Below are 18,959 nucleotides of genomic sequence, written 5' to 3'. Positions count from 1 at the left end.
TAACCCTGAGTAGCGGCCCTGTTGTTGTCCTCGGCCGTGAGTTAGGATTTACATGAGCAGGTCTTAAAACGTGGCAAGCAGAGACGGATAATCTTGAACTACAGGAATGCCGCGCATTTTACCTGATCTCCTCGTGCGGGGAGGTTGCAGCAATGGCCGTGCCCCGAACCCCATGCACTTTGTGCTGCCGCCAGCCGTCCCACGCGCCGCGCCCTTCGCGCAGGCTTTCTGAGGGGCGGCGCTTTCCTGCGATGGCCTATTCCTTTCCTGTCATGGACGTGTTACCAGCCCTCGCCAACTTCCGAGCAATGGATGTCCCCTCGACGGTCCGGGTTCCTCCCAAGACCGGCCGCGAAGCCCATCCATCCTCATCATCGACAAAGGAACTTGGCATGGCGCGTATCATCGAAACCGCAACCGGGCTCGAAGCCCTGACCTTCGACGACGTTCTCCTCCAGCCCGGCCACTCGACCGTCATGCCCGGGCAGACGAACATCGCCACGCGCATCGCCCAGGATATCGAGCTGAACCTGCCGATTCTCTCCTCCGCCATGGACACGGTGACGGAAGGGCGTCTGGCGATCGCCATGGCCCAGGCCGGCGGCCTTGGCGTCATCCACCGCAACCTCACGCCGGTCGAGCAGGCCGAGGAGGTCCGCCAGGTCAAGAAGTTCGAAAGCGGCATGGTGGTCAATCCCGTGACCATCGGCCCCGATGCCTCGCTGGCCGACGCCCTGGCGCTGATGAAGATCCACGGCATTTCCGGCATTCCGGTGGTGGAGAATGGCGGCGCTGGCGGCCATGAGCGCGGCCGTCTCGTCGGCATCCTCACCAACCGCGACGTCCGCTTCGCCTCCGATCCCTCGCAGAAGATCTACGAGCTGATGACGCGCGAGAACCTGATCACCGTCAAGGACGGCGTCGATCAGGCGGAAGCCAAGCGCCTCCTGCACAAGCACCGCATCGAGAAGCTGCTGGTGGTCGATCCCCAGGGCCATTGCGTCGGCCTGATCACCGTCAAGGACATCGAGAAGAGCCAGCTCAACCCGAACGCCTCGAAGGATGCGCAGGGCCGCCTGCGTGCGGCTGCCGCCATCTCGGTCGGCGATGACGGCTTCGAGCGCGCCGAGCGTCTGATCGATGCCGGCGTCGATCTTCTCGTCGTCGATACCGCCCATGGCCATTCGCAGCGCGTTCTGGATGCCGTGACGCGGGTGAAGAAGCTGTCGAACTCCGTGCGCATCATGGCCGGCAATGTCGCGACCTCCGACGGCACGAAGGCGTTGATCGATGCCGGCGCCGATGCGGTCAAGGTCGGCATCGGTCCGGGCTCGATCTGCACCACGCGCATCGTCGCCGGCGTCGGCGTGCCGCAGCTCGCGGCCATCATGTCCGCCGTCGAGGCAGCACGGGCCCAAAACGTGCCCGTCATCGCCGATGGCGGCATCAAGTTCTCCGGCGACCTCGCCAAGGCGATCGCCGCCGGCGCTTCGGCCTGCATGATCGGCTCGCTGCTGGCCGGCACGGACGAAAGCCCGGGCGAGGTCTTCCTCTACCAGGGCCGCTCCTTCAAGGCCTATCGCGGCATGGGCTCGGTGGGCGCCATGGCGCGCGGCTCGGCCGACCGCTATTTCCAGGCGGAAGTGCGCGACACGCTGAAGCTGGTGCCGGAAGGCATCGAAGGCCAGGTGCCCTATAAGGGTCCGGTCTCCGGCGTGCTGCACCAGCTGGCCGGCGGTCTCAAGGCTTCCATGGGCTATGTCGGCGGCGCGACGATTCCCGAATTCCAGGAGAAGGCGACCTTCGTGCGGATTTCCGGCGCGGGCCTGCGCGAAAGCCATGCCCATGACGTGACCATCACCCGCGAGAGCCCGAACTATCCGGGCGCCGTCTGATGGCGGCGTCGCACGCGATCTTCTGGCCCCTGGTGGCCCAGATCTTTCTGGTCTTCCTCGTCTATGCGCTGATGAACCGCCGCCGTCTGGCGGCGGTTCGCGCCGGCGAGGCAAGCGTGAAGGACTTCGTCGTCCCGAATGTCGAGCCGGCGGCGAGCGCCACGGTCGCGCGCAATCTGATCAACCAGTTCGAGCTGCCCGTGCTGTTCTACGTGGTTGTGCTCTCGCTTTACGTGACCGGCGGCGCGGGCACGCTCGCCGTTCTCATCGCCTGGGGCTTCGTCATCAGCCGCTATGCCCATGCCTATGTCCATGTCACCGCCAACCGGGTCCTGCTGCGGCGCAAGCTGTTCCTGGCGGGCGTGGCGATGTGCATGCTGCTCTGGCTGGTGCTCGTCGTCCACCTCGCCCTGATGCCGTGATTTCAGGTGAAGGAAAGCGTGATCGCCCCGCTTTCCTTCCCCGCGCGGCGCTTTATTCTCCCCTCCTGAAACGAGGCGTGTCCCGCAAGAACCAAGGGGCGCGCCGGGGCCAAGGAGTGGTTAAGATGAAGCTCAAGGAAAAGGTTTGCATCGTCACGGGCGCCGCCGGCGGCATCGGCCGGGCGATTGCCGCCCGCTATGTGGCCGAAGGCGCGAAGGTCGCCATTGCCGATCTCAAAGGCGACGATGCCGTGACGACGGCCGAGGCGCTGACGGCGTCGGGCCCGGGCGAGGCGATCGGCGTGACGATGGATGTCACCCAGGAAGCTGCCGTGCAGGATGGCGTGGCCGCCGTGATCGAGCGCTTCGGCCGGGTCGATGTGCTCGTCGCCAATGCCGGCATCCAGATCGTCCACAAGGTCGAGGACTTCCCGTTCGAGGACTGGAAGCGGATGCTGTCGATCCATCTCGACGGCGCCTTCCTCACCACCAAGGCCTGCATCCCGCATATGAAAGCGCAGGGCGGCGGCGCGGTGATCTATATGGGCTCCGTCCACAGCCATGAAGCTTCGCCGCTGAAGAGCGCCTATGTCACCGCCAAGCACGGGCTTCTCGGCCTGGCGCGGGTCGTGGCCAAGGAGGGCGGCGCCCATGGCATCCGCGCCAACGTGATCTGCCCCGGCTTCGTGCGCACGCCGCTGGTCGAAAAGCAGATCCCCGAACAGGCCAAGACGCTCGGCATCTCCGAGGAGGAGGTCGTCAACCGGGTGATGCTCGGCAATACGGTCGATACCGAATTCACCACGCTGGAGGATGTCGCCGAAGTGGCGCTGTTCTTCGCCGGTTTCGAGACCAATGCGCTGACCGGTCAGTCGCTCAATGTCAGCCATGGCTGGTCGATGCGCTGACAAGGCGCCTGATGAAAAGGGTGATGTCATACCGGAGCGCCGCAACCTTGCGGTCTTTGAGCGCCTTACGCCTGGAACCGCCATTTGCCGGCGGCCAGTGGCGATGAACGGATAAATTGTTGATGGAACCGGGCGCCTTGGGCGCCCGGTTCCTTTTTGACTGAAGCAATACCAGCCTTTCCGGGCATGCCCGCTCAGATTGCCTTTTGCGATGCTGCATCGCGCAAAAGTCTATGGCTTTCATTTGTCTCAGCACCGAGACAGTCGTGCTCTGCGCCTTGATCGAGATCAAAGCCATCAGCGTCATCGCCCGCTAGTGTCCCGCCACTGCCGGTTCTTCAGCGAACCCGATACCGGCAGGAGAGACCCGGCAGAGGAGAAGAACACGATGACGCAGAAGATGAAGGCCGCCGTCGTCCGGCAATTCGGCGCACCGCTGGCGATCGAGGAATGGGACGTCCCGACGCCCGGCCCCGGCCAGGTGCTGATCCGCTACCGCGCGACCGGCGTGTGCCATACCGATCTGCATGCGGCGGAAGGCGACTGGCCGGTCAAGCCGAACCCGCCCTTCATTCCCGGCCATGAAGGCGTGGGCGAGGTGGCGGCGGTAGGCGCGGGCGTGCGCCATCTGAAAGAGGGTGACCGGGTCGGCGTGCCGTGGCTGCATACGGCCTGCGGCTGCTGCTCTCCCTGCCGGACGGGCTGGGAGACGCTGTGCCCAGAGCAGAAGAACACCGGCTATTCGGTCAATGGCAGCTTCGCCGAATATGGGCTGGCCGATCCGGATTATTGCGGCCGCCTGCCTGACAATCTCGATTTCGGCCCGGCCGCCCCGGTGCTCTGCGCCGGCGTCACGGTCTATAAGGGACTGAAGGAAACCGAGGTGCGTCCCGGCGAATGGGTGGTCATCTCCGGCATTGGCGGGCTCGGCCACATGGCCGTTCAATATGCCAAGGCCATGGGGATGCATGTGGTCGCCGCAGATATTTTCGACGACAAGCTGGCGCTGGCCAGCAAGCTCGGCGCCGATGTCACCGTCAACGGACGGGCCGAGGATGCGGTCGAGGCCGTGCGCAAGGCTACCGGCGGCGGCGTGCATGGGGCGCTGGTCACCGCCGTCTCGCCCAAGGCGATGGAGCAGGCCTATGGCTTCCTGCGCGCCAAGGGCACCATGGCGCTGGTCGGCCTGCCGCCGGGCTTCATCTCGCTGCCTGTTTTCGACACGGTGCTGAAGCGCATCACCGTGCGCGGCTCGATCGTCGGCACGCGGCAGGATCTGGAGGAGGCGCTGACCTTCGCCGGCGAAGGCAAGGTGGCCGCGCATTTCTCCTGGGACCGGCTGGACAACATCAACGGCATTTTCGACCGCATGCGCCAGGGCGGCATCGATGGCCGCGTGGTGGTCGATCTCGCGGCATAGCGCGCATCTATCCGAGGGGGCGCCCGGACGCAAAAGGCCCCGCCGCGGCGCTGCCGGGCGGGGCCTCTTCAATGTTCTCCAAGGGTGGGAGCGATCAGAGCGCCATGTCCACCTCGCGCGCGCGGCCCAGGCTGGAGATCCAGTCGCCATAATCGGGCTGGTTCTTCAGCTGGATGCCATAGTGGCGGCGCAGCGCCTCGGTCAGGCGGCCCTTGCGGCCGAGCGCCTCGTCGGCCATGGCGATCATCACCGAATTCGGCCAGGCTTGCGGGCGGATCTCGCGCAGGCGGGCGAAGATCGCATCCTCCTCCGTCTCAGGATCGGCCTGGGCCATCAGCGTGGTCATGGCGGCGGTGGAGCGCGACACGCCCATATGGCAATGCACGAGCAGGTGGCCATCCACCCGCTGGTCCTTGTCGGTGACCAGGCCTTCCCCGAAAGCAATGATGTCGGCCACGTCCTTCTCCTGCGGCATGATCATGCCCGGGCGCGGATCGATGATGTCGTTGAAGCGCAGGATGACGCGGTGATGCGGATCGAAGGCGGAGAAGGCTTCGATGTCCGGCAGGTCCGGATCGACGATCGACAGCACATGGCTGACGCGGGCCTGCGCCTTGGCGGGAAGCTCTTCGATGCCGCAAATGGTGAGGAGCGAAATGGCGAGGCTTTGCATCGGCTGGATCCTTGAGAGGCTCTTGGGAATGGCGGGCCGGCAGCTGCCGCCGGCAGGCCCCTCCTATAGGAGAGTCGTGTGACAGGCGAAACCGCCTTCCTGCATGGCTGGCGACAATTGGCCCCGCCGGCAGCGATCACACCGTGCCGGCATGCGGCTGGAGAAGCGGTTGGACACAGGCGGAAATCGCCACGGCCATTGTCTCCATGTCCTGCGGGCGGCTGTGGCTGGCGCGGAAGATCAGGCCGATCTCGCGCGCAGGCGCCGGATCGGCAAAGGGCATGACGCGGATGGCATTGCGCGCCGTTTCCGTCGGTACGGCGATTTCCGGGATCAGCGTCACGCCCATATTGTGCGCCACCATCTGCAGAAGCGTGGCCATGGAGGTGGCGCCGAAATCGACCAGGCTGCGCCGCCCGGTGCCGCAGACATCGAGCGCCTGATCGCGCAGGCAATGGCCTTCTTCCAGAAGCAGCAGCCGGTCGACATCCAGCTCCATCTGCGTCAGCGGCGAGACCAGCAGCCGGGCCTCCTCCTGGGCGACCGCCATGAAGAAGCGATCGCGGAAAAGCGGACGGGCCTTCAGACCCTGTTCGTCGATCGGCAGGGCGACGATGGCGCCATCGAGCCGGCCCTCGCGAAGGTCGGCGATCAGCCTGTCGGTCACGGTCTCCTTCAGTTCCAGGCGCAGGGCCGGATAGGCGGCCTGGAGGCTGGGCAGCAGGCGCGGCACGAGATAGGGCGCCACCGTGGGGATAATGCCGAGGCGCAGCGTGCCTTCCATCGGCGCGATGCCGTTTTCCACCGCCAGTTTCAGCGCGTCCACCTCGGCCAGGATGCGCCGGACGCGGATCAGAATGTCTTCCCCCATCGGGGTCAGCAGAATGCCGCCCCGGGCGCGCTCCACCAGCTTCACGCCCAGATGGCGCTCCATCTCCATGATCTGCGCCGAAAGCGCCGGCTGGCTGACATTCACCCACTCCGCGGCGCGGCCGAAATGGCGCGTGGTGGCAAGGGCATCGAAATAATGCATCTGGCGCAGCGTGATCATGATAGGAAAAAATAATCGGTGCGCCTAGAAAATACAATTGGAAACTATGAAACTTTGGTGAGACACCTGTCTTGCCAGATGACAGCCGGGCACCAGCTATGGACCTGCCGGCTGCAAGGCGGGCCTGGCCGCAAGAGGGCGGCTGGAGAACCGACATCCACGGAACGTTCCAAGGAGGAATTCCCATGAGCGATCGTCCGACCATGACGACCAGCGCCGGCGCACCGGTGCCGGACAATCAGAACTCGCTGACCGCCGGTCCGCGCGGTGGCATCATGCTGCAGGACTACCAGCTCATCGAGAAGCTGGCGCATCAGAACCGCGAGCGCATTCCGGAACGCGTCGTCCATGCCAAGGGCTGGGGTGCCTATGGCACGCTGACCATCACCGGCGATATTTCCAGATACACCAAGGCCAAGTGTCTGCAGCCCGGCGCCGTGACGCCGATGCTCGCCCGCTTCTCCACCGTTGCCGGCGAGCAGGGCGCTGCCGACCATGAACGCGACGTGCGCGGCTTCGCGCTGAAGTTCTATACCGAGGAAGGCAACTGGGATCTGGTCGGCAACAATACGCCGGTCTTCTTCGTGCGCGACCCCTACAAGTTCCCCGACTTCATCCACACGCAGAAGCGCCACCCGAAGACCAATCTCCGCTCGGCCACCGCCATGTGGGACTTCTGGTCGCTCTCGCCGGAAAGCCTGCACCAGGTCACCATCCTGATGTCGGATCGCGGCCTGCCGCAGACGCCGATGCACATGAACGGCTACGGCTCGCACACCTTCTCCTTCTGGAACGATGCCGGCGAGCGCTTCTGGGTGAAGTTCCACTTCAAGACCCAGCAGGGCCACAAGCACTATACCAACGAGGAAGGCGAAGCGATCATCGGCAAGACCCGCGAGGGCTACCAGGAAGCGCTGTTCGGCACGATCGACAAGGGCGAATTCCCGCGCTGGACCGTCCAGGTGCAGATCATGCCGGAACTCGACGCCGACAAGACGCCGTACAATCCCTTCGACCTGACGAAGGTCTGGCCGCATTCGGACTATCTGCCGATCGAGATCGGCGTGATGGAACTGAACCGCAACGCCGAGAACTACTTCGCCGAGATCGAGAACGCCGCCTTTTCGCCCTCCAACATCGTGCCCGGCATCGCCTATTCGCCTGATAAGATGCTGCAGGCCCGCGTCTTCTCCTATGCCGATGCCCATCGCCATCGCCTCGGCACGCATTACGAGAACATCCCGGTCAACCAGCCGCGCTGCCCCGTGCATCACTACCACCGCGACGGTCAGATGAACACCTATGGTGGCATCCGCACCGGCAATCCAGACGCCTATTACGAGCCCAACAGCTTCAACGGCCCGGTGGAGAACAAGACCGCCCAGGAGCCGCCGCTCAGGATCTCCGGCGATATGTCCCGCTTCGATCATCGCGAAGGCAATGACGATTACGGCCAGCCGCGCGCGCTGTTCAACCTGTTCGACGACGGGCAGAAGGCACGGCTGTTCTCCAACATCGCTGCCGCCATGGGCGGGGTTCCCGGCGAGATCGTCGAGCGCCAGCTGGCCCACTTCAAGCAGGTGCATCCCGACTATGAAGCCGGCGTGCGCGCCGCGCTGGAAGCCGCACATGGCTACAAGGCCGACACGATCAGCGCCGACAAGCCACAGGCCGCCGAGTAACGGTGTCTGTCATTCGGAAGGGGCGGCATGCCGCCCCTTCATCTCGTGAAAAAGGCCGGACGCGCATCTCGCGTCCGGCCTTTTTTCATGTTGGCGCGTTTGTCAGCCATGCTCCACGGCCGCTGCCGCGCCGGCTGCCTCGGTCGAGGCGTCCTCGATGCTTTTCACCCCGTTGAAGAAGGCATTGAGCGCGACGGAAACGATGGCCGACAGAAGGATGCCGGATTCGAGCAGCGGATGCAGGTCATGCGGCAGGGCCTTGAAGAAGGCCGGCGCCACGATCGGGATCATGCCGAAGCCGACGGCGATGGCGACGATGAACAGATTGTTGGCATTGCCCTTGAAATCGACCGTCGCCAGGATCCGCGCGCCTGTTGCGGCCACCATGCCGAACATCACCAGGCCGGCGCCGCCCAGCACCACCTGCGGCACGGCCTCCACCAGCGCCGCCATCTTCGGCAGGAGACCGAGCACGATCAGGATCGCCCCGCCCGTGACGGTGACCCAGCGGCTGCGCACGCCCGTGACGCCGACCAGGCCGACATTCTGCGAGAAGGACGTATAGGGGAAGGTGTTGAACAGGCCGCCGATCAGCGTGCCCAGCCCGTCCGCCCGCAGGCCCTTTTTCAGAGCCTCCTTGTCCACCCGCCGGCCGGTGAGTTCGCCCAGCGCCAGGAACATGCCGAGCGATTCGATCATCACCACGATCATGACGATGCACATGGTGATCGAGGGGATCAGGTGAAATTGCGGCATGCCGAAATGGAAGGGCAGGATGATATCCACCCAGGCTGCCTGTCCGACCTTTTCGAAATGCATCAGGCCGAGCAGGCTCGCCAGCACGCAGCCGGCGACGATGCCCACCAGCACGGCGATGTTGCGCAGAAAGCCCGTGGTCCATTTCAGGAGCGCCAGGATCACCAGCAGCACGAAGAGCGCGATGCCCAGGCCCTGCAACTGGCCGTAGGCAGGATTGGGAAAGGCGCCGGGAACGCCATCGACCATCTTCGTGATGGTCGGCTGGCCGCCGCCCGCCCAATTGATGCCGACCCGCATCAGCGAAATGCCGATCACGAGAATGATCGTGCCCGTGACGACCGGCGGAAACAGCGGCAGAAGCCTCGAGATGAACGGCGCGATGACGATGCCGAACAGGCCGGCGACGATGACCGAGCCGAAAATGCCGAGAAGCCCGATCTCGGGCGCATTGGCCATGGACAGCATCGGCCCGAGCGAGGCGAAGGTGACGCCCATCATCACGGGCAGGCGGATGCCGGCGCCCGGCACGCCCCAGGACTGGATCAGCGTGGCGATGCCGCAGGCGAAGAGATCGGCGCTGATCAGGAAGGCCACCTCTTCCGGCGACAGCGATAGCGCCCGCCCGACGATCAGCGGCACGGCGACCGCGCCGGCATACATGACCAGCACATGCTGCAGCGCCAGCGGCAGCAATTGCGAGCCCGGCGGCTTCTGGTCGACGGGATCCAATGGCGCGATGGAATGCGGGGATGATGTCATGCAGCCCTCCGGAAGGTTCGACAGCCCGCCCGAGAGTGCCGGCCCTGTCCCCAGGCGCCGCCATCTTCGACAGAAAGCGGCGCCTGCGGGGCATCAAGGTTCATCGCCACCCGTTCGTGCGACCTGAAGACTATGTTGGCCGCGCGAAAGTTGTAAAGGTCAATTTTAAGGCATTTGAGATTTTGCCTGGAAAATCACCATCCCGGCTGCAGCGCCGGGGCGTTGCGCAGACGATTGCGGTTGGCGATCTTGATCTCGGCCTCGCTCTCGTCGGTCAGCGCGACCGTGTTCATGTTGTCGAGGCAGGCGACGATATGGTTGCTGATCGCATTGGAGAGGGAGGGCGAGAGGCCGGGGCGCTTCATGATGCCGATCTGCACCGCGGGAAGGGCAGGGAAGCCCTCGGCTTGGCTCAGCACCCGCATTCCCGGGCGCAAGGCCGATTCCGGCAGGACGGAGACGGCCATGCCGGCGAGCACGGCGGAGGCGACGACGGTGGAGGACCAGCTGGTGAACAGGATCTGATAGTCGCGCCCGGCGGCGTCGAGGGCGGCGGCGGCCAGCTGGCGCCAGCAGCAATCACGCCGGCCGACGGCCAGCGGCACCGCCTGGCCTTCCGCCAGCGGATGATTGGCGGAGGCCACCCAGCACAGCGGCTCGGTGCGCACGACATCGGACTGGCGCTCGCGCGGATTGTGGGTGACGAGCGCAATGTCGAGTTCGCCGCGCGCCAGGCGTTCCGTCAGGCTTGTCGAGGGCTCGCAGACGATGAACAGCTCGACATTGGGATGCGTCTTGGCGAAGCGCATGATGATTTCGGGCATGTAGCGATCGGCATAATCGTCCGGCGTTCCGATGCGGAGAGTCCCCTCCAGCCGGTTGTCGTCGAAGGAGGCCACGGCCTCGTTGTTCAGACGGATCAGGCGGCGCGCATAGTTCAGAAGCTTCTCGCCCTCCGCCGTCAGCCGGTTGCCGCGCCCGTCCTTGGCAAAAAGCTGCTTGCCGATCCGCTCCTCCAGCCGACGCATCTGCATGGACACCGCCGATTGCGTCTTGAACACCCGATCGGCCGCCTTGGTGAAGCTGCCCGTATCGGCGATGGCGACGAAGGTCTGCAACTGGTCCAGGTCGAGCGGCGCTGCCATGGGAGTCTCCATGAAAGAGTTTGATGGATATCATTAGAAACATTCGTTGGACTGATCAATAGCAATCGGCGAAGGTCAGACCATAACCAAGCCGGCAGACGTTCGGGAGAGCGGCGCCGGGGAACCCTCAACCCCCAACGCCTTTGCAGCCGAAAGCATCCGCTTCCGGCTGTTGCCTTTCTGCGCCGTGATACAGGAGTGAAACGCCATGCGCGCGACCGAGACCCATTGCGACCCGATCCCCAGCCGGGGTGCCTTTGCCGCCAGCCTTCATGGGCTGACGAACATGGTCGTCACGCTGGTCCGTCTCGTGCGAAACCGACAGGCCGCGGGCTCTCTCGGCGACCTTACGGATGCGCAGCTCGACGATATCGGCATCACGCGCAAGGATCTTTCGTCAGCGGTGACCTCGCGCTTCTTCGAGGATCCGACCCAGCATCTCAGCCAGGCCGCCCGCCGGCGCAGCCGGGAGCGCTATGAGCGGCTGAGGCGCTAGAGCATCGGACCGAAAAGTGGGAACCGGTTTTCGGAAAAATCCGATGCAAAAACAAAAATCTAGAGCATCGGACGTTTCGTCCAAGCACACCTTCCCCGCGGGGCCTTGAAGCCGAGCGCCTCGCCTTTACCCGGCAAGCTGGTCCTTCGACCACTTTGCCGGGTTTTTTCTTTGGTTGCGTTCTGATTGCCCCGCGTGACGCGTCAGCCGATCAGGCTCTGCGCAGCAAGGGTTATTCGCCCTTGCCGGTGCGGTAGGAGGTGAAGATCCGGTCGACCGCGCGGCCATATTCCTTCTGCGCTTCCAGGCCGCTCTCGAACATGGTGTTGACCATCTGGCGGAAGGGCGTGGTTGCGGTCTCGATCGTCGGCTCGGGTTCGGGTGCGGGCGGCGGGGTCGGCTCTGGCTTGGCCATGCCGATCGTCATCATCTGCTGGAACGCCTTGAAGAAGGGATTGGCAGCGAAGAGATCCTGCACGGGCTCGGGTGCTGGCTTGGGCGGCTGCGTGCCCTGCGACAGCGCTTGGAAATAGGCCTGCATGGCCTGGGTGAAAGGCGTCTCGAACGGCATGCGCGGCGGCGGCTCGGGCTTGCGCATCAGGCCGGTCGCTTCCATCCACGGGCGCATCATGGCTGCGAAGGGCATGGCGTCGAAAGGGGTTGCGGGGGGCGGCATCTGCCCGCTGGTCTGCTTGAACAGGCCGCCCATCAGCGCATTGGCGAAGACCGGCATCATCTGGCGCATCACATCCTGGGTGATGCCGGTGACCTGCGCCGCCTGCGCCGCCACGGCGCGGGCCACGTCGTTGGAGCCGAAGATCCGCTCCATTGCCACCGTGCCGTCATCCATCCCGCGCGGGGTGAAGGCCTTGGTCATGTCCTCGAAATACTGGACATAGCTGCGCGCCGCCATGGTCTGCATCAGCGCGCCGAAATCATAGGGGCTCGCAGCATTCTGCTTCAGCCCCATGGAGAAAGCCGGCATCAGCGCAGCGGTGGCCTTGACCATTTCGGCCTGAGCCAGCCCGAACTGCCGGGCCATCACGTCCATTGCATGGCCGTTCTGGGCCTGCAGCATCATATCGAACAGCGGCAGCATCCGGGCGTCTCCTTCTCCCAGTCTCTTGGTGCTGTGCAATATAGCGCCAAAGTCTGAATGGAAAACAGCTGCGATCCTGCGTTTCACGAAATCTACGGGTTGTGGTTCCCTCGCTGCCCGCTGTTCGCCCTGCTAATAGGCATAATCGGTGAAAATCGGCGCGACCGACTGGTTCCAGCGGCCATGATAGAGCGCCAGCAATTCCTCGGCCAGCGTTGAGCGGCGGGCGACAGCCTCTTCGAGCGGCGCGAGGAAGTGGCTTTCGTCTGCCCCTTCCGCGTTCAGCCGGCCGCGGGCCTGCAGCCCCTGGCGCGAGATCGCCAGCGCCTCCCGCGCGAGATCGAGCATCGACAGGCCATTGACCTCCGCCTTCAGCCCGCGCGACGGCACTTGGTCGCGGAAGGTGATGACATCACCATAGCTCAGGCGCCGGGTCAGCTCCTCGGCTGCCGAAAGCGCGCCGTCATCATAGAGCAGGCCCACCCAGAAGGCGGGCAGGGCGCAGATGCGCCGCCACGGGCCGCCATCGGCGCCGCGCATCTCCAGGAAGCGCTTGAGACGGACATCGGGGAAGAGGGTGGAGAGATGGTTGGTCCAGTCGCCCATATTGGGCTGCCAGTCGGCAACCTCGCCCTTGAGCGCGCCGGCCATGAACTGGCGGAAGGTGATATGGGTGCAATCGTGGTAGCGGCCATCGCGCACGACGAAATACATCGGCACGTCGAGCGCCCATTCGACATAGTCGGCAAAGCCGAAATCCGGCCGGAAGGCGGCGGGCAGGATGCCGGCGCGCTGGTTGTCCGTGTCGCGCCAGATCTCGCCCCGCCAGGAGAGCAGCCCGTTCGGCCGGCCTTCCGTGAAGGGCGAGGCGGCAAACAGCGCGGTCGCCAGCGATTGCAGCTTCAGCGAGACCTGCATCTTGCGGCGCATGTCCTCCTCGCTGGAGAAATCGAGGTTCACCTGGATCGTGCAGGTGCGGTACATCATGTCCAGGCCCTGCGTGCCGACCTTGGGCATGTAGCGGGTCATGATGTCGTAGCGCGACTTGGGCATGCGCGGTGTTTCGTCCAGGCTCCAGAGCGGGCTGCCGCCGATGCCGAGGAAGCCGATGCCGAGCGGATCGGCGATCGCCTTGAGATCGGCCAGATGCCGGTTGGACTCGCGGCAGGTCTCGTGCAGCGTTTCCAGCGGTGCGCCGGAGAGTTCGAACTGACCGCCGGGCTCCAGCGAAATGGCGCCGCGCCCATCCGGGCCCGACAGGCCGATGATTGCGGGCCCGTCCAGGATCGGCTCCCAGCCGGTCTTTTCGCTGAGTCCCTTCATCAGCGCGGCGATGCTCGCCTCGCCCTCATAAGGAACCGGCGCATGGTCCGCCTTGAAGAAGACGAATTTTTCATGCTCGGTGCCGATGCGGAAAGCCTCTTTCGGCTTGGAGCCGCCGGCCAGATAGTCGGTCAGATCCTCGATCGAGGAGATCGGCGTTGCATCGGTCGTGTCGCGGGCCATATGGGTCTCTTCCGAAAGCCAGGAACGGGGCGTCGATCACGTCTTCGCCTCGGGTCAGGTTGTCTGACATTTCGGGCGCACATTAAGCAAGTGAATTTCTTTCATGCTTGCGAGCCCGCGCCGCCGGCCCGGTCTGAATGCGCCCAAGATGCTGATTCCCATCTTGTTTTGGCAAACTCACCTCTCCCGCTCCTTGGGGAAAAGCCGCCTGGTGCTCCCGCAGGATGCGCCCGTTCATGTTGGGTCTATCGCCAGTCGCCGATCGTTGCCTGAATGACGGCGAGTGCGGCGACGGCGGCGGTGTCGGCGCGCAGGATGCGCGGCCCCAGCGGAATGGCGGTCACAAAGGGCAGGCTGTGCAGGAGCTGGCGCTCGCCCTCGGAAAAGCCGCCTTCCGGCCCGACGAGCAAGGCGAGCGCGCGCTCCTCGATCGCGCCGAGCAGGGGGAGCGGATTGTCGCCGGCCGCGCCCTCGTCGCAGAAGATCAGCCGGCGGCCGGGGTCCCAGCCTTCCAGCAGAGCCTCCAGCCGCACCGGCTCGTCCACGGCCGGAACCGACAGGATGCCGCATTGCTCCGCCGCTTCGATCACATTGGCGCGCAGCCGGTCGAGGCTGGTGATGCGGCCCTGCACATGCTGGGTCATGACCGGCACAAGCCGTCCGGCCCCCATCTCCACCGCCTTCTGCACGAGATAGTCGAGCCGTCCGGTCTTCAGCGGCGCGAAGAGATAGTGGAGATCGCCGGCCTGCGGCTGGGGCCGGGTCTGCTCCACCGGGATCATCTGAATCCGCTTGCGGGTGGGGAAAGCCAGCCGCGCACGCCATTCGCCATCGCGCCCGTTGAACACCAGCACCTCAGCCCCTTCGCCGAGCCGCAGCACATTGGCGAGATAGTTGAACTGGTCGCCCGTGGCCTCGATGGCGGCGTCAGGCGCGAGCGCGGCCTGAAGAAACAGGCGCTGCATGCGGAAATTGGCTCTCATATCCGGTCCTGCTCGAAAGTCGCCTCCACCGGGTGCGGGCGAAGGCATCGCCGCCACGCCGGCCGGAGGCGGTGGTCAGAAGATGTGGATAAACACCGTGTAGAGCAGCGCTGCAAGCGCGCCGGAGGCCGGAACGGTGACCACCCAGGCGGCGACCATGGTCATGAAATGCGAGCGGCGGACGAGCTGGCGGCGCTGCATCTCGTCCGAGCCCGGCTCCTCGCGCTGGCGGAACTCGGTCTGGCCGGTCTTGCGGCGAACATAGTCGAGGCGCAGCTGCGAATTGCGGGTGAACCATTCGCGAAAGAAGCCGATGCCGAAAACCGCGCCCACCGCCGTATGTGTGGTGCTGACGGGAATGCGGATGGCGACGGCGAGAAGCACCGTGAGTGCTGTGGCCAGCGCCACGCAGAAGGCGCGCATCGGGTTGAGCTTGGTGATGCCCGCGCCCACGACAAGGATCAGCTTCGGGCCGTAGAGCGACAGGCCCAGCGAAATGCCGAGCGCACCGATCAGCGTGACCCAGAGCGGAACCACGGTATAGGGCTCGGGCGCCAGGCCGGAACTGGCCGAGACAATGGCCGAGAGCGGACCGATGGCATTGGAGACATCGTTGGCCCCGTGGGCGAAGGAGAGCAGGGCCGCCGACAGGATCAGCGGCACGCGGAACAGACGGCGCATGGCATGCTTGCCGTCGCCCATCAGAAGCGCCTGCCGCCGGATGCGGCCCGCAAAGGCCATATAGGTGACGAGGCCGGTGGCAAGCCCTATCGCCAAGGCATGGTTGGCCGGCACGCGCGCCACGCGGTCCATGCAGATCAGCGCGAAATAGACCGTGAAGGTGCCGACCATCAGCGCGATGATGATCGGGATCCAGAAGCCGGCCGCTTCCATCTTGTCTTGGCGATAGACCACCTTGATCTTCATGAAGGCGAGCAGGGCCGCGGCGATGCCACCGCCGAGAAAGGGCGTGATGACCCAGCTTGCCGTGATCGAGGCGAGCGACGGCCAGTCGACAGTGCCGATCCCGGCGGCGGCGATCCCTGCGCCGAGGATGCCGCCGACAACGGAATGGGTGGTGGAAATGGCTGCGCTCGACCAGGTGGCGATGTTGACGCAGATGGCGGCGGAGGTCAGCGCGGCCATCATCACCCAGACGAAGGTGTCGCGGCTCGGCATGTCGGCCATGTGGACGATGCCGCTTTCGATGGTCGAGGTGATCCGCCCGCCGGCAAAGACGGCGCCGGCCACCTCGCAGACCGCAGCGATCATCAGCGCGGTGCGCAGCGAGATCGCCTTGGCGCCGACGGCCGCGCCGACATTGTTGGTGACGTCATTGGCGCCGATGTTCATCGCCATATAGGCAGCCATGGCGGCGGCGGCGATGATCATCACCGTTCCAGGCTGGCCGGCGGCCTGCGAATAGGCGAACAGCCCACTGACGACCAGGAAGACGGCGGCAAACCCCAGCCAGGCCGAGGGCCGGCGAACATGATAGACCGCCTGCTCGGCCAGCGTCAGCTTGTCGAGTTCCTTGTCCAGCGTTGCCTTTTCCAATGTGGGCGTCTGCTTTGACACCGTTTCTACTCCAAATTCGCCGGCCTTCAGTTGCCCGCATCCGTGCAACTGAAGGCCTGGGGCTGCTCAGGCGCCGAAACGGCGCCCAGGCTCCCGCTGTTCTTGTTTGGTCCCGACCGCGCGCATCCGGATGACAGCTCCGTCTCCCGACAGGCCGCCTTGCCTCGATATAGTGCCGCGGGACCGGGCGCCGAGGCGGCCGAGTCGCTCAACCATCAAGGAACCCTTCAGGATCGTCATTTGCCCGGGATTGACGAGGCCTTTCCCTTGTCGTGGGACCGGACGACGGCCCGCCACGGCGCGCGCCGTGCTGATCGAAACATCAGGCATGTCCGGCTGCGTGCAGCAGTCCACATGTTTGAGAATTGCGGGAAAAGCGAGACGGGCCTGCCGAGGATAGGCCGCCGAGATCAGGCGGTGCGGCCTTTGCATGCTAGAGCATCGGACTGAAAACAGTCCTCAGTGCGATGCTCTAGATTTTTGTTTTTGCATCGGATTTTTCCGAAACCCGGTTCCCACTTTTCGGTCCGATGCGCTAAAGGCAGAGCGTGCAGACAGGCGGCTCAGGCGGACAGCGAGGTGCCCGCCCGCTCCAGCTGCACCAGTTCGTGGCCGAACTGCTCGATCAGGGCCTTGAGCCCGGGCTCGGCCACGCGGGCGGCAGCCTCCTCGAAGGAGACCCATTCGAGCCTGCGGCTGCCGCGCTCGGGGAAGTTCTTCAGCATGTTGGTGACAAGCAGCGGATAGACCTGAACGCGGCAGGGAACCTTCAGGCCGCCATTCATGCCTTTTTCGTACATATAGGCGCCGGCCATGGTCTCGCTCAGCACGCCCTTCACGCCGGCTTCCTCATAGGCTTCGCGTTCCGCGGCCTGGGCGGAGCTCTTGCCTTCCATCGGCCAGCCCTTGGGGATCACCCAGCGTCCGGTATCGCGGCTGGTGATCACGAGCATTTCCGGCTTGCCGGTCTTTTTCTGCAGCCGGTAACACAAGGCAGCACACTGCATCCGCGCAGGGCGGCGGAACATCAGCATCATATCCTGAGCGAACCGGTTGAAAATCGTCAATTCTTTCACCTCTTCCAGGGTTCTTCAGACCCTTTGTGCGTGGCTCCAATGTCGCCGGTCCTGCTTTTCGAAGCAGGATGCCACGTCCGACTATAAATTACGTAAAGACGCCAAGGATGGCATTAGGGATATATAGGGACTTTCCGTGCGAGGGAAAGCCACATTCCAGCCACGACCGCCTCTCGGGATAAGAAAAATCGTTTCGAGGAACGAAAAATCCAACAGGCCATAAGAGTTTAGCCGGTTACCATTTTTTCAGCGCATAATTTGCATTCTTTCTGCCCGGGAAAAATGCAAAAATTCGGGAAAAATGATGTAAAAACATGCAATCATCCGCTGCATGCCCTCGCCGCTAAAAGCCTAGCCGGCTTAACTTATATTCTTTGCTTTCCGTGATTCGCCGTTCGGGCCTGCCGCTTCGCTCGGCGGCCGGGTCGTCGCCTTCGCAACCGGCGGTTCTCCGCCTCCGGCGCGTCTCGTCGGGCTGGGATCGCGACTGTCACAATTCTTGTCTTAAGCGGGAGAGGCGGCGGTAATAGTGTTTGAATACAGTGCTGAAGCTTAATAAAGAAAGCTTTCATAAGAAGCATCAGAGCATTGCTGACGGCCTGAAATTGCGCCCGCGCGCGGGCGCATGACTGGCATCGCCACCGACATGCCGCTTCACTTAAAAATGAAAGCTGACGCCGAGATTGATGCCATGGGTGAAGACGTCGGTCTTCAGCTTGGCGCCGCTGTCGATATCGACATCGACGAAGGAGTAGTTGGCCTTGTATTCGGCGAAGGCCGACCAGTGCTCGGTGATCTTGTAGTCGACACCGGCCTGCGCCTGCAGCGTCGCGCCGCCGACCTGATATTCAAAGGTGCGGCCGCTGGGGCGCGTGACCTCGACATGGGGGATGTTGATGCCGGCACCGAGGCCGACATAGGGCGTCCAGTCGCGCGTGGCGTCCTGGAAGCGATAGAGCCCGTTCAGCGTCAGCACGTTCAGGCCATCGGTGAATTCGAGCGTCGTCCAGCCCGGGGTACGCCGGAAGGTGGCGTCGTCGGCATAGACTTTGGCATGGGCGTAATCGAGCGAGACGCCGAAATCCGACAGGCCGAAATCATTCAGCCACCAGGTGCCGCGAAAGCCGTAATAGGGCGGGGCGCTGAAAGAGCGGCCTTTCCAGTCTGCCGAGAAGCGCGTACCGTCGGAGGTTTCGACCGTGCCCGGCGCCGCCCATTGCGAACCGCCATAGGCCGACAGAACCATGTCCGCTCGCGCTGCGCCCGCAAGACCGGTCGAGAGCAGCAGTGCGGACAGGAAAGCGGTCGAGAGGCGAAAGGGGCGCATGGTCGGGGGATCCAAATCAGACAGTTTCCGATGTCTTAATTGGCGCATGCGACCGCTCGGTGACAATCAGTATAATTGCTGATGCCGAACGCGGAAATCCCCAGACCCAACGAATATTAGCGAATGTCTGTGGCATTTTTACGTCATCGGCGACCTGCGCCTGAAGAGGCGTTCCGGCTC

General features: G+C 64.2%; 17 protein-coding genes. 6 read left to right on the top strand and 11 right to left on the bottom strand.

Annotation, left to right across the window (positions count from 1 at the left end; genetic code table 11):
* Positions 1 to 392 precede the first annotated feature (392 nt).
* From guaB to BJF92_RS16115, 3 genes are all read left to right on the top strand, one after another.
* Entirely contained in the window at positions 393 to 1,895 is a 1,503-nt protein-coding gene (gene guaB, locus BJF92_RS16125; protein ID WP_075635766.1) for an IMP dehydrogenase, read from the top strand.
* Entirely contained in the window at positions 1,895 to 2,317 is a 423-nt protein-coding gene (locus BJF92_RS16120; protein ID WP_075635765.1) for an MAPEG family protein, read from the top strand. The genes guaB and BJF92_RS16120 overlap by 1 nt, the downstream gene beginning before the upstream one ends.
* Positions 2,318 to 2,442: 125 nt before the next feature.
* Complete coding sequence (locus BJF92_RS16115; RefSeq protein ID WP_075635764.1) at positions 2,443 to 3,225, top strand: 3-hydroxybutyrate dehydrogenase; 783 nt, start codon at positions 2,443 to 2,445, stop codon at positions 3,223 to 3,225.
* On the opposite strand, the gene BJF92_RS25250 is transcribed toward BJF92_RS16115, so the two are convergent.
* On the bottom strand, positions 3,200 to 3,532 hold the full coding sequence (locus BJF92_RS25250; RefSeq protein ID WP_139790605.1) for a hypothetical protein: 333 nt from the start codon (positions 3,530 to 3,532) through the stop codon (positions 3,200 to 3,202). The genes BJF92_RS16115 and BJF92_RS25250 overlap by 26 nt on opposite strands.
* 81 nt (positions 3,533 to 3,613) lie before the next feature.
* Between BJF92_RS25250 and adhP the strand changes: the two genes are divergently transcribed.
* A complete protein-coding gene (adhP, locus tag BJF92_RS16110) occupies positions 3,614 to 4,645 on the top strand; it encodes an alcohol dehydrogenase AdhP (protein ID WP_075635763.1) in 1,032 nt (343 codons plus the stop codon).
* Positions 4,646 to 4,739: 94 nt separating this feature from the next.
* Here adhP and BJF92_RS16105 read toward each other — a convergent pair whose 3' ends face one another.
* Both BJF92_RS16105 and BJF92_RS16100 read right to left on the bottom strand, forming a co-directional pair.
* Entirely contained in the window at positions 4,740 to 5,318 is a 579-nt protein-coding gene (locus BJF92_RS16105; protein ID WP_075635762.1) for a tyrosine phosphatase family protein, read from the bottom strand.
* A 136-nt stretch (positions 5,319 to 5,454) separates the two neighbouring features.
* Entirely contained in the window at positions 5,455 to 6,369 is a 915-nt protein-coding gene (locus tag BJF92_RS16100) for a hydrogen peroxide-inducible genes activator (RefSeq protein ID WP_075635761.1), read from the bottom strand.
* A gap of 185 nt (positions 6,370 to 6,554) precedes the next feature.
* Between BJF92_RS16100 and katA the strand changes: the two genes are divergently transcribed.
* Positions 6,555 to 8,051, top strand: coding sequence for a catalase KatA (gene katA / locus BJF92_RS16095; RefSeq protein WP_075635760.1), 1,497 nt, complete (start codon positions 6,555 to 6,557; stop codon positions 8,049 to 8,051).
* Between the two features lie 102 nt (positions 8,052 to 8,153).
* Here katA and BJF92_RS16090 read toward each other — a convergent pair whose 3' ends face one another.
* On the bottom strand, positions 8,154 to 9,569 hold the full coding sequence (locus BJF92_RS16090) for a nucleobase:cation symporter-2 family protein (protein ID WP_075635759.1): 1,416 nt from the start codon (positions 9,567 to 9,569) through the stop codon (positions 8,154 to 8,156).
* Between the two features lie 194 nt (positions 9,570 to 9,763).
* Positions 9,764 to 10,714, bottom strand: coding sequence for a LysR substrate-binding domain-containing protein (locus BJF92_RS16085; protein ID WP_075635758.1), 951 nt, complete (start codon positions 10,712 to 10,714; stop codon positions 9,764 to 9,766).
* 208 nt (positions 10,715 to 10,922) lie between these two features.
* Here BJF92_RS16085 and BJF92_RS16080 point away from each other — a divergent pair, with 208 nt between their 5' ends.
* Complete coding sequence (locus tag BJF92_RS16080; RefSeq protein ID WP_075635757.1) at positions 10,923 to 11,210, top strand: DUF1127 domain-containing protein; 288 nt, start codon at positions 10,923 to 10,925, stop codon at positions 11,208 to 11,210.
* A 232-nt stretch (positions 11,211 to 11,442) separates the two neighbouring features.
* On the opposite strand, the gene BJF92_RS16075 is transcribed toward BJF92_RS16080, so the two are convergent.
* From BJF92_RS16075 to BJF92_RS16050, 6 genes are all read right to left on the bottom strand, one after another.
* Positions 11,443 to 12,309: a DUF937 domain-containing protein gene (locus BJF92_RS16075; RefSeq protein ID WP_075635756.1), complete on the bottom strand. Its 867-nt coding sequence runs from the start codon at positions 12,307 to 12,309 to the stop codon at positions 11,443 to 11,445.
* A 132-nt stretch (positions 12,310 to 12,441) separates the two neighbouring features.
* Entirely contained in the window at positions 12,442 to 13,815 is a 1,374-nt protein-coding gene (locus BJF92_RS16070; RefSeq protein ID WP_075635755.1) for a glutamate--cysteine ligase, read from the bottom strand.
* 245 nt (positions 13,816 to 14,060) lie between these two features.
* Entirely contained in the window at positions 14,061 to 14,798 is a 738-nt protein-coding gene (locus BJF92_RS16065; protein ID WP_075635754.1) for a 16S rRNA (uracil(1498)-N(3))-methyltransferase, read from the bottom strand.
* A 75-nt stretch (positions 14,799 to 14,873) separates the two neighbouring features.
* Positions 14,874 to 16,376, bottom strand: a complete 1,503-nt coding sequence (locus BJF92_RS16060; RefSeq protein WP_075635753.1) for an inorganic phosphate transporter — start codon at positions 16,374 to 16,376, stop codon at positions 14,874 to 14,876.
* A gap of 563 nt (positions 16,377 to 16,939) precedes the next feature.
* Positions 16,940 to 17,443: an NUDIX hydrolase gene (locus BJF92_RS16055; protein WP_143524061.1), complete on the bottom strand. Its 504-nt coding sequence runs from the start codon at positions 17,441 to 17,443 to the stop codon at positions 16,940 to 16,942.
* Between the two features lie 667 nt (positions 17,444 to 18,110).
* On the bottom strand, positions 18,111 to 18,779 hold the full coding sequence (locus tag BJF92_RS16050; RefSeq protein WP_075635752.1) for an outer membrane protein: 669 nt from the start codon (positions 18,777 to 18,779) through the stop codon (positions 18,111 to 18,113).
* Positions 18,780 to 18,959 lie beyond the last annotated feature (180 nt).

It is taken from the genome of Xaviernesmea rhizosphaerae (assembly GCF_001938945.1).
Lineage (GTDB): Bacteria > Pseudomonadota > Alphaproteobacteria > Rhizobiales > Rhizobiaceae > Xaviernesmea > Xaviernesmea rhizosphaerae.
This window is presented reverse-complemented; position numbering and strand designations above follow the sequence as displayed.

Coding starts and splice junctions, on each gene's coding strand:
- guaB (WP_075635766.1), top strand. CDS start 393: ATGGCGCGTATCATCGAAACCGCAACCGGGCTCGAAGCCCTGACCTTC.
- BJF92_RS16120 (WP_075635765.1), top strand. CDS start 1,895: ATGGCGGCGTCGCACGCGATCTTCTGGCCCCTGGTGGCCCAGATCTTT.
- BJF92_RS16115 (WP_075635764.1), top strand. CDS start 2,443: ATGAAGCTCAAGGAAAAGGTTTGCATCGTCACGGGCGCCGCCGGCGGC.
- BJF92_RS25250 (WP_139790605.1), bottom strand. CDS start 3,532: ATGACGCTGATGGCTTTGATCTCGATCAAGGCGCAGAGCACGACTGTC.
- adhP (WP_075635763.1), top strand. CDS start 3,614: ATGACGCAGAAGATGAAGGCCGCCGTCGTCCGGCAATTCGGCGCACCG.
- BJF92_RS16105 (WP_075635762.1), bottom strand. CDS start 5,318: ATGCAAAGCCTCGCCATTTCGCTCCTCACCATTTGCGGCATCGAAGAG.
- BJF92_RS16100 (WP_075635761.1), bottom strand. CDS start 6,369: ATGATCACGCTGCGCCAGATGCATTATTTCGATGCCCTTGCCACCACG.
- katA (WP_075635760.1), top strand. CDS start 6,555: ATGAGCGATCGTCCGACCATGACGACCAGCGCCGGCGCACCGGTGCCG.
- BJF92_RS16090 (WP_075635759.1), bottom strand. CDS start 9,569: ATGACATCATCCCCGCATTCCATCGCGCCATTGGATCCCGTCGACCAG.
- BJF92_RS16085 (WP_075635758.1), bottom strand. CDS start 10,714: ATGGCAGCGCCGCTCGACCTGGACCAGTTGCAGACCTTCGTCGCCATC.
- BJF92_RS16080 (WP_075635757.1), top strand. CDS start 10,923: ATGCGCGCGACCGAGACCCATTGCGACCCGATCCCCAGCCGGGGTGCC.
- BJF92_RS16075 (WP_075635756.1), bottom strand. CDS start 12,309: ATGCTGCCGCTGTTCGATATGATGCTGCAGGCCCAGAACGGCCATGCA.
- BJF92_RS16070 (WP_075635755.1), bottom strand. CDS start 13,815: ATGGCCCGCGACACGACCGATGCAACGCCGATCTCCTCGATCGAGGAT.
- BJF92_RS16065 (WP_075635754.1), bottom strand. CDS start 14,798: ATGAGAGCCAATTTCCGCATGCAGCGCCTGTTTCTTCAGGCCGCGCTC.
- BJF92_RS16050 (WP_075635752.1), bottom strand. CDS start 18,779: ATGCGCCCCTTTCGCCTCTCGACCGCTTTCCTGTCCGCACTGCTGCTC.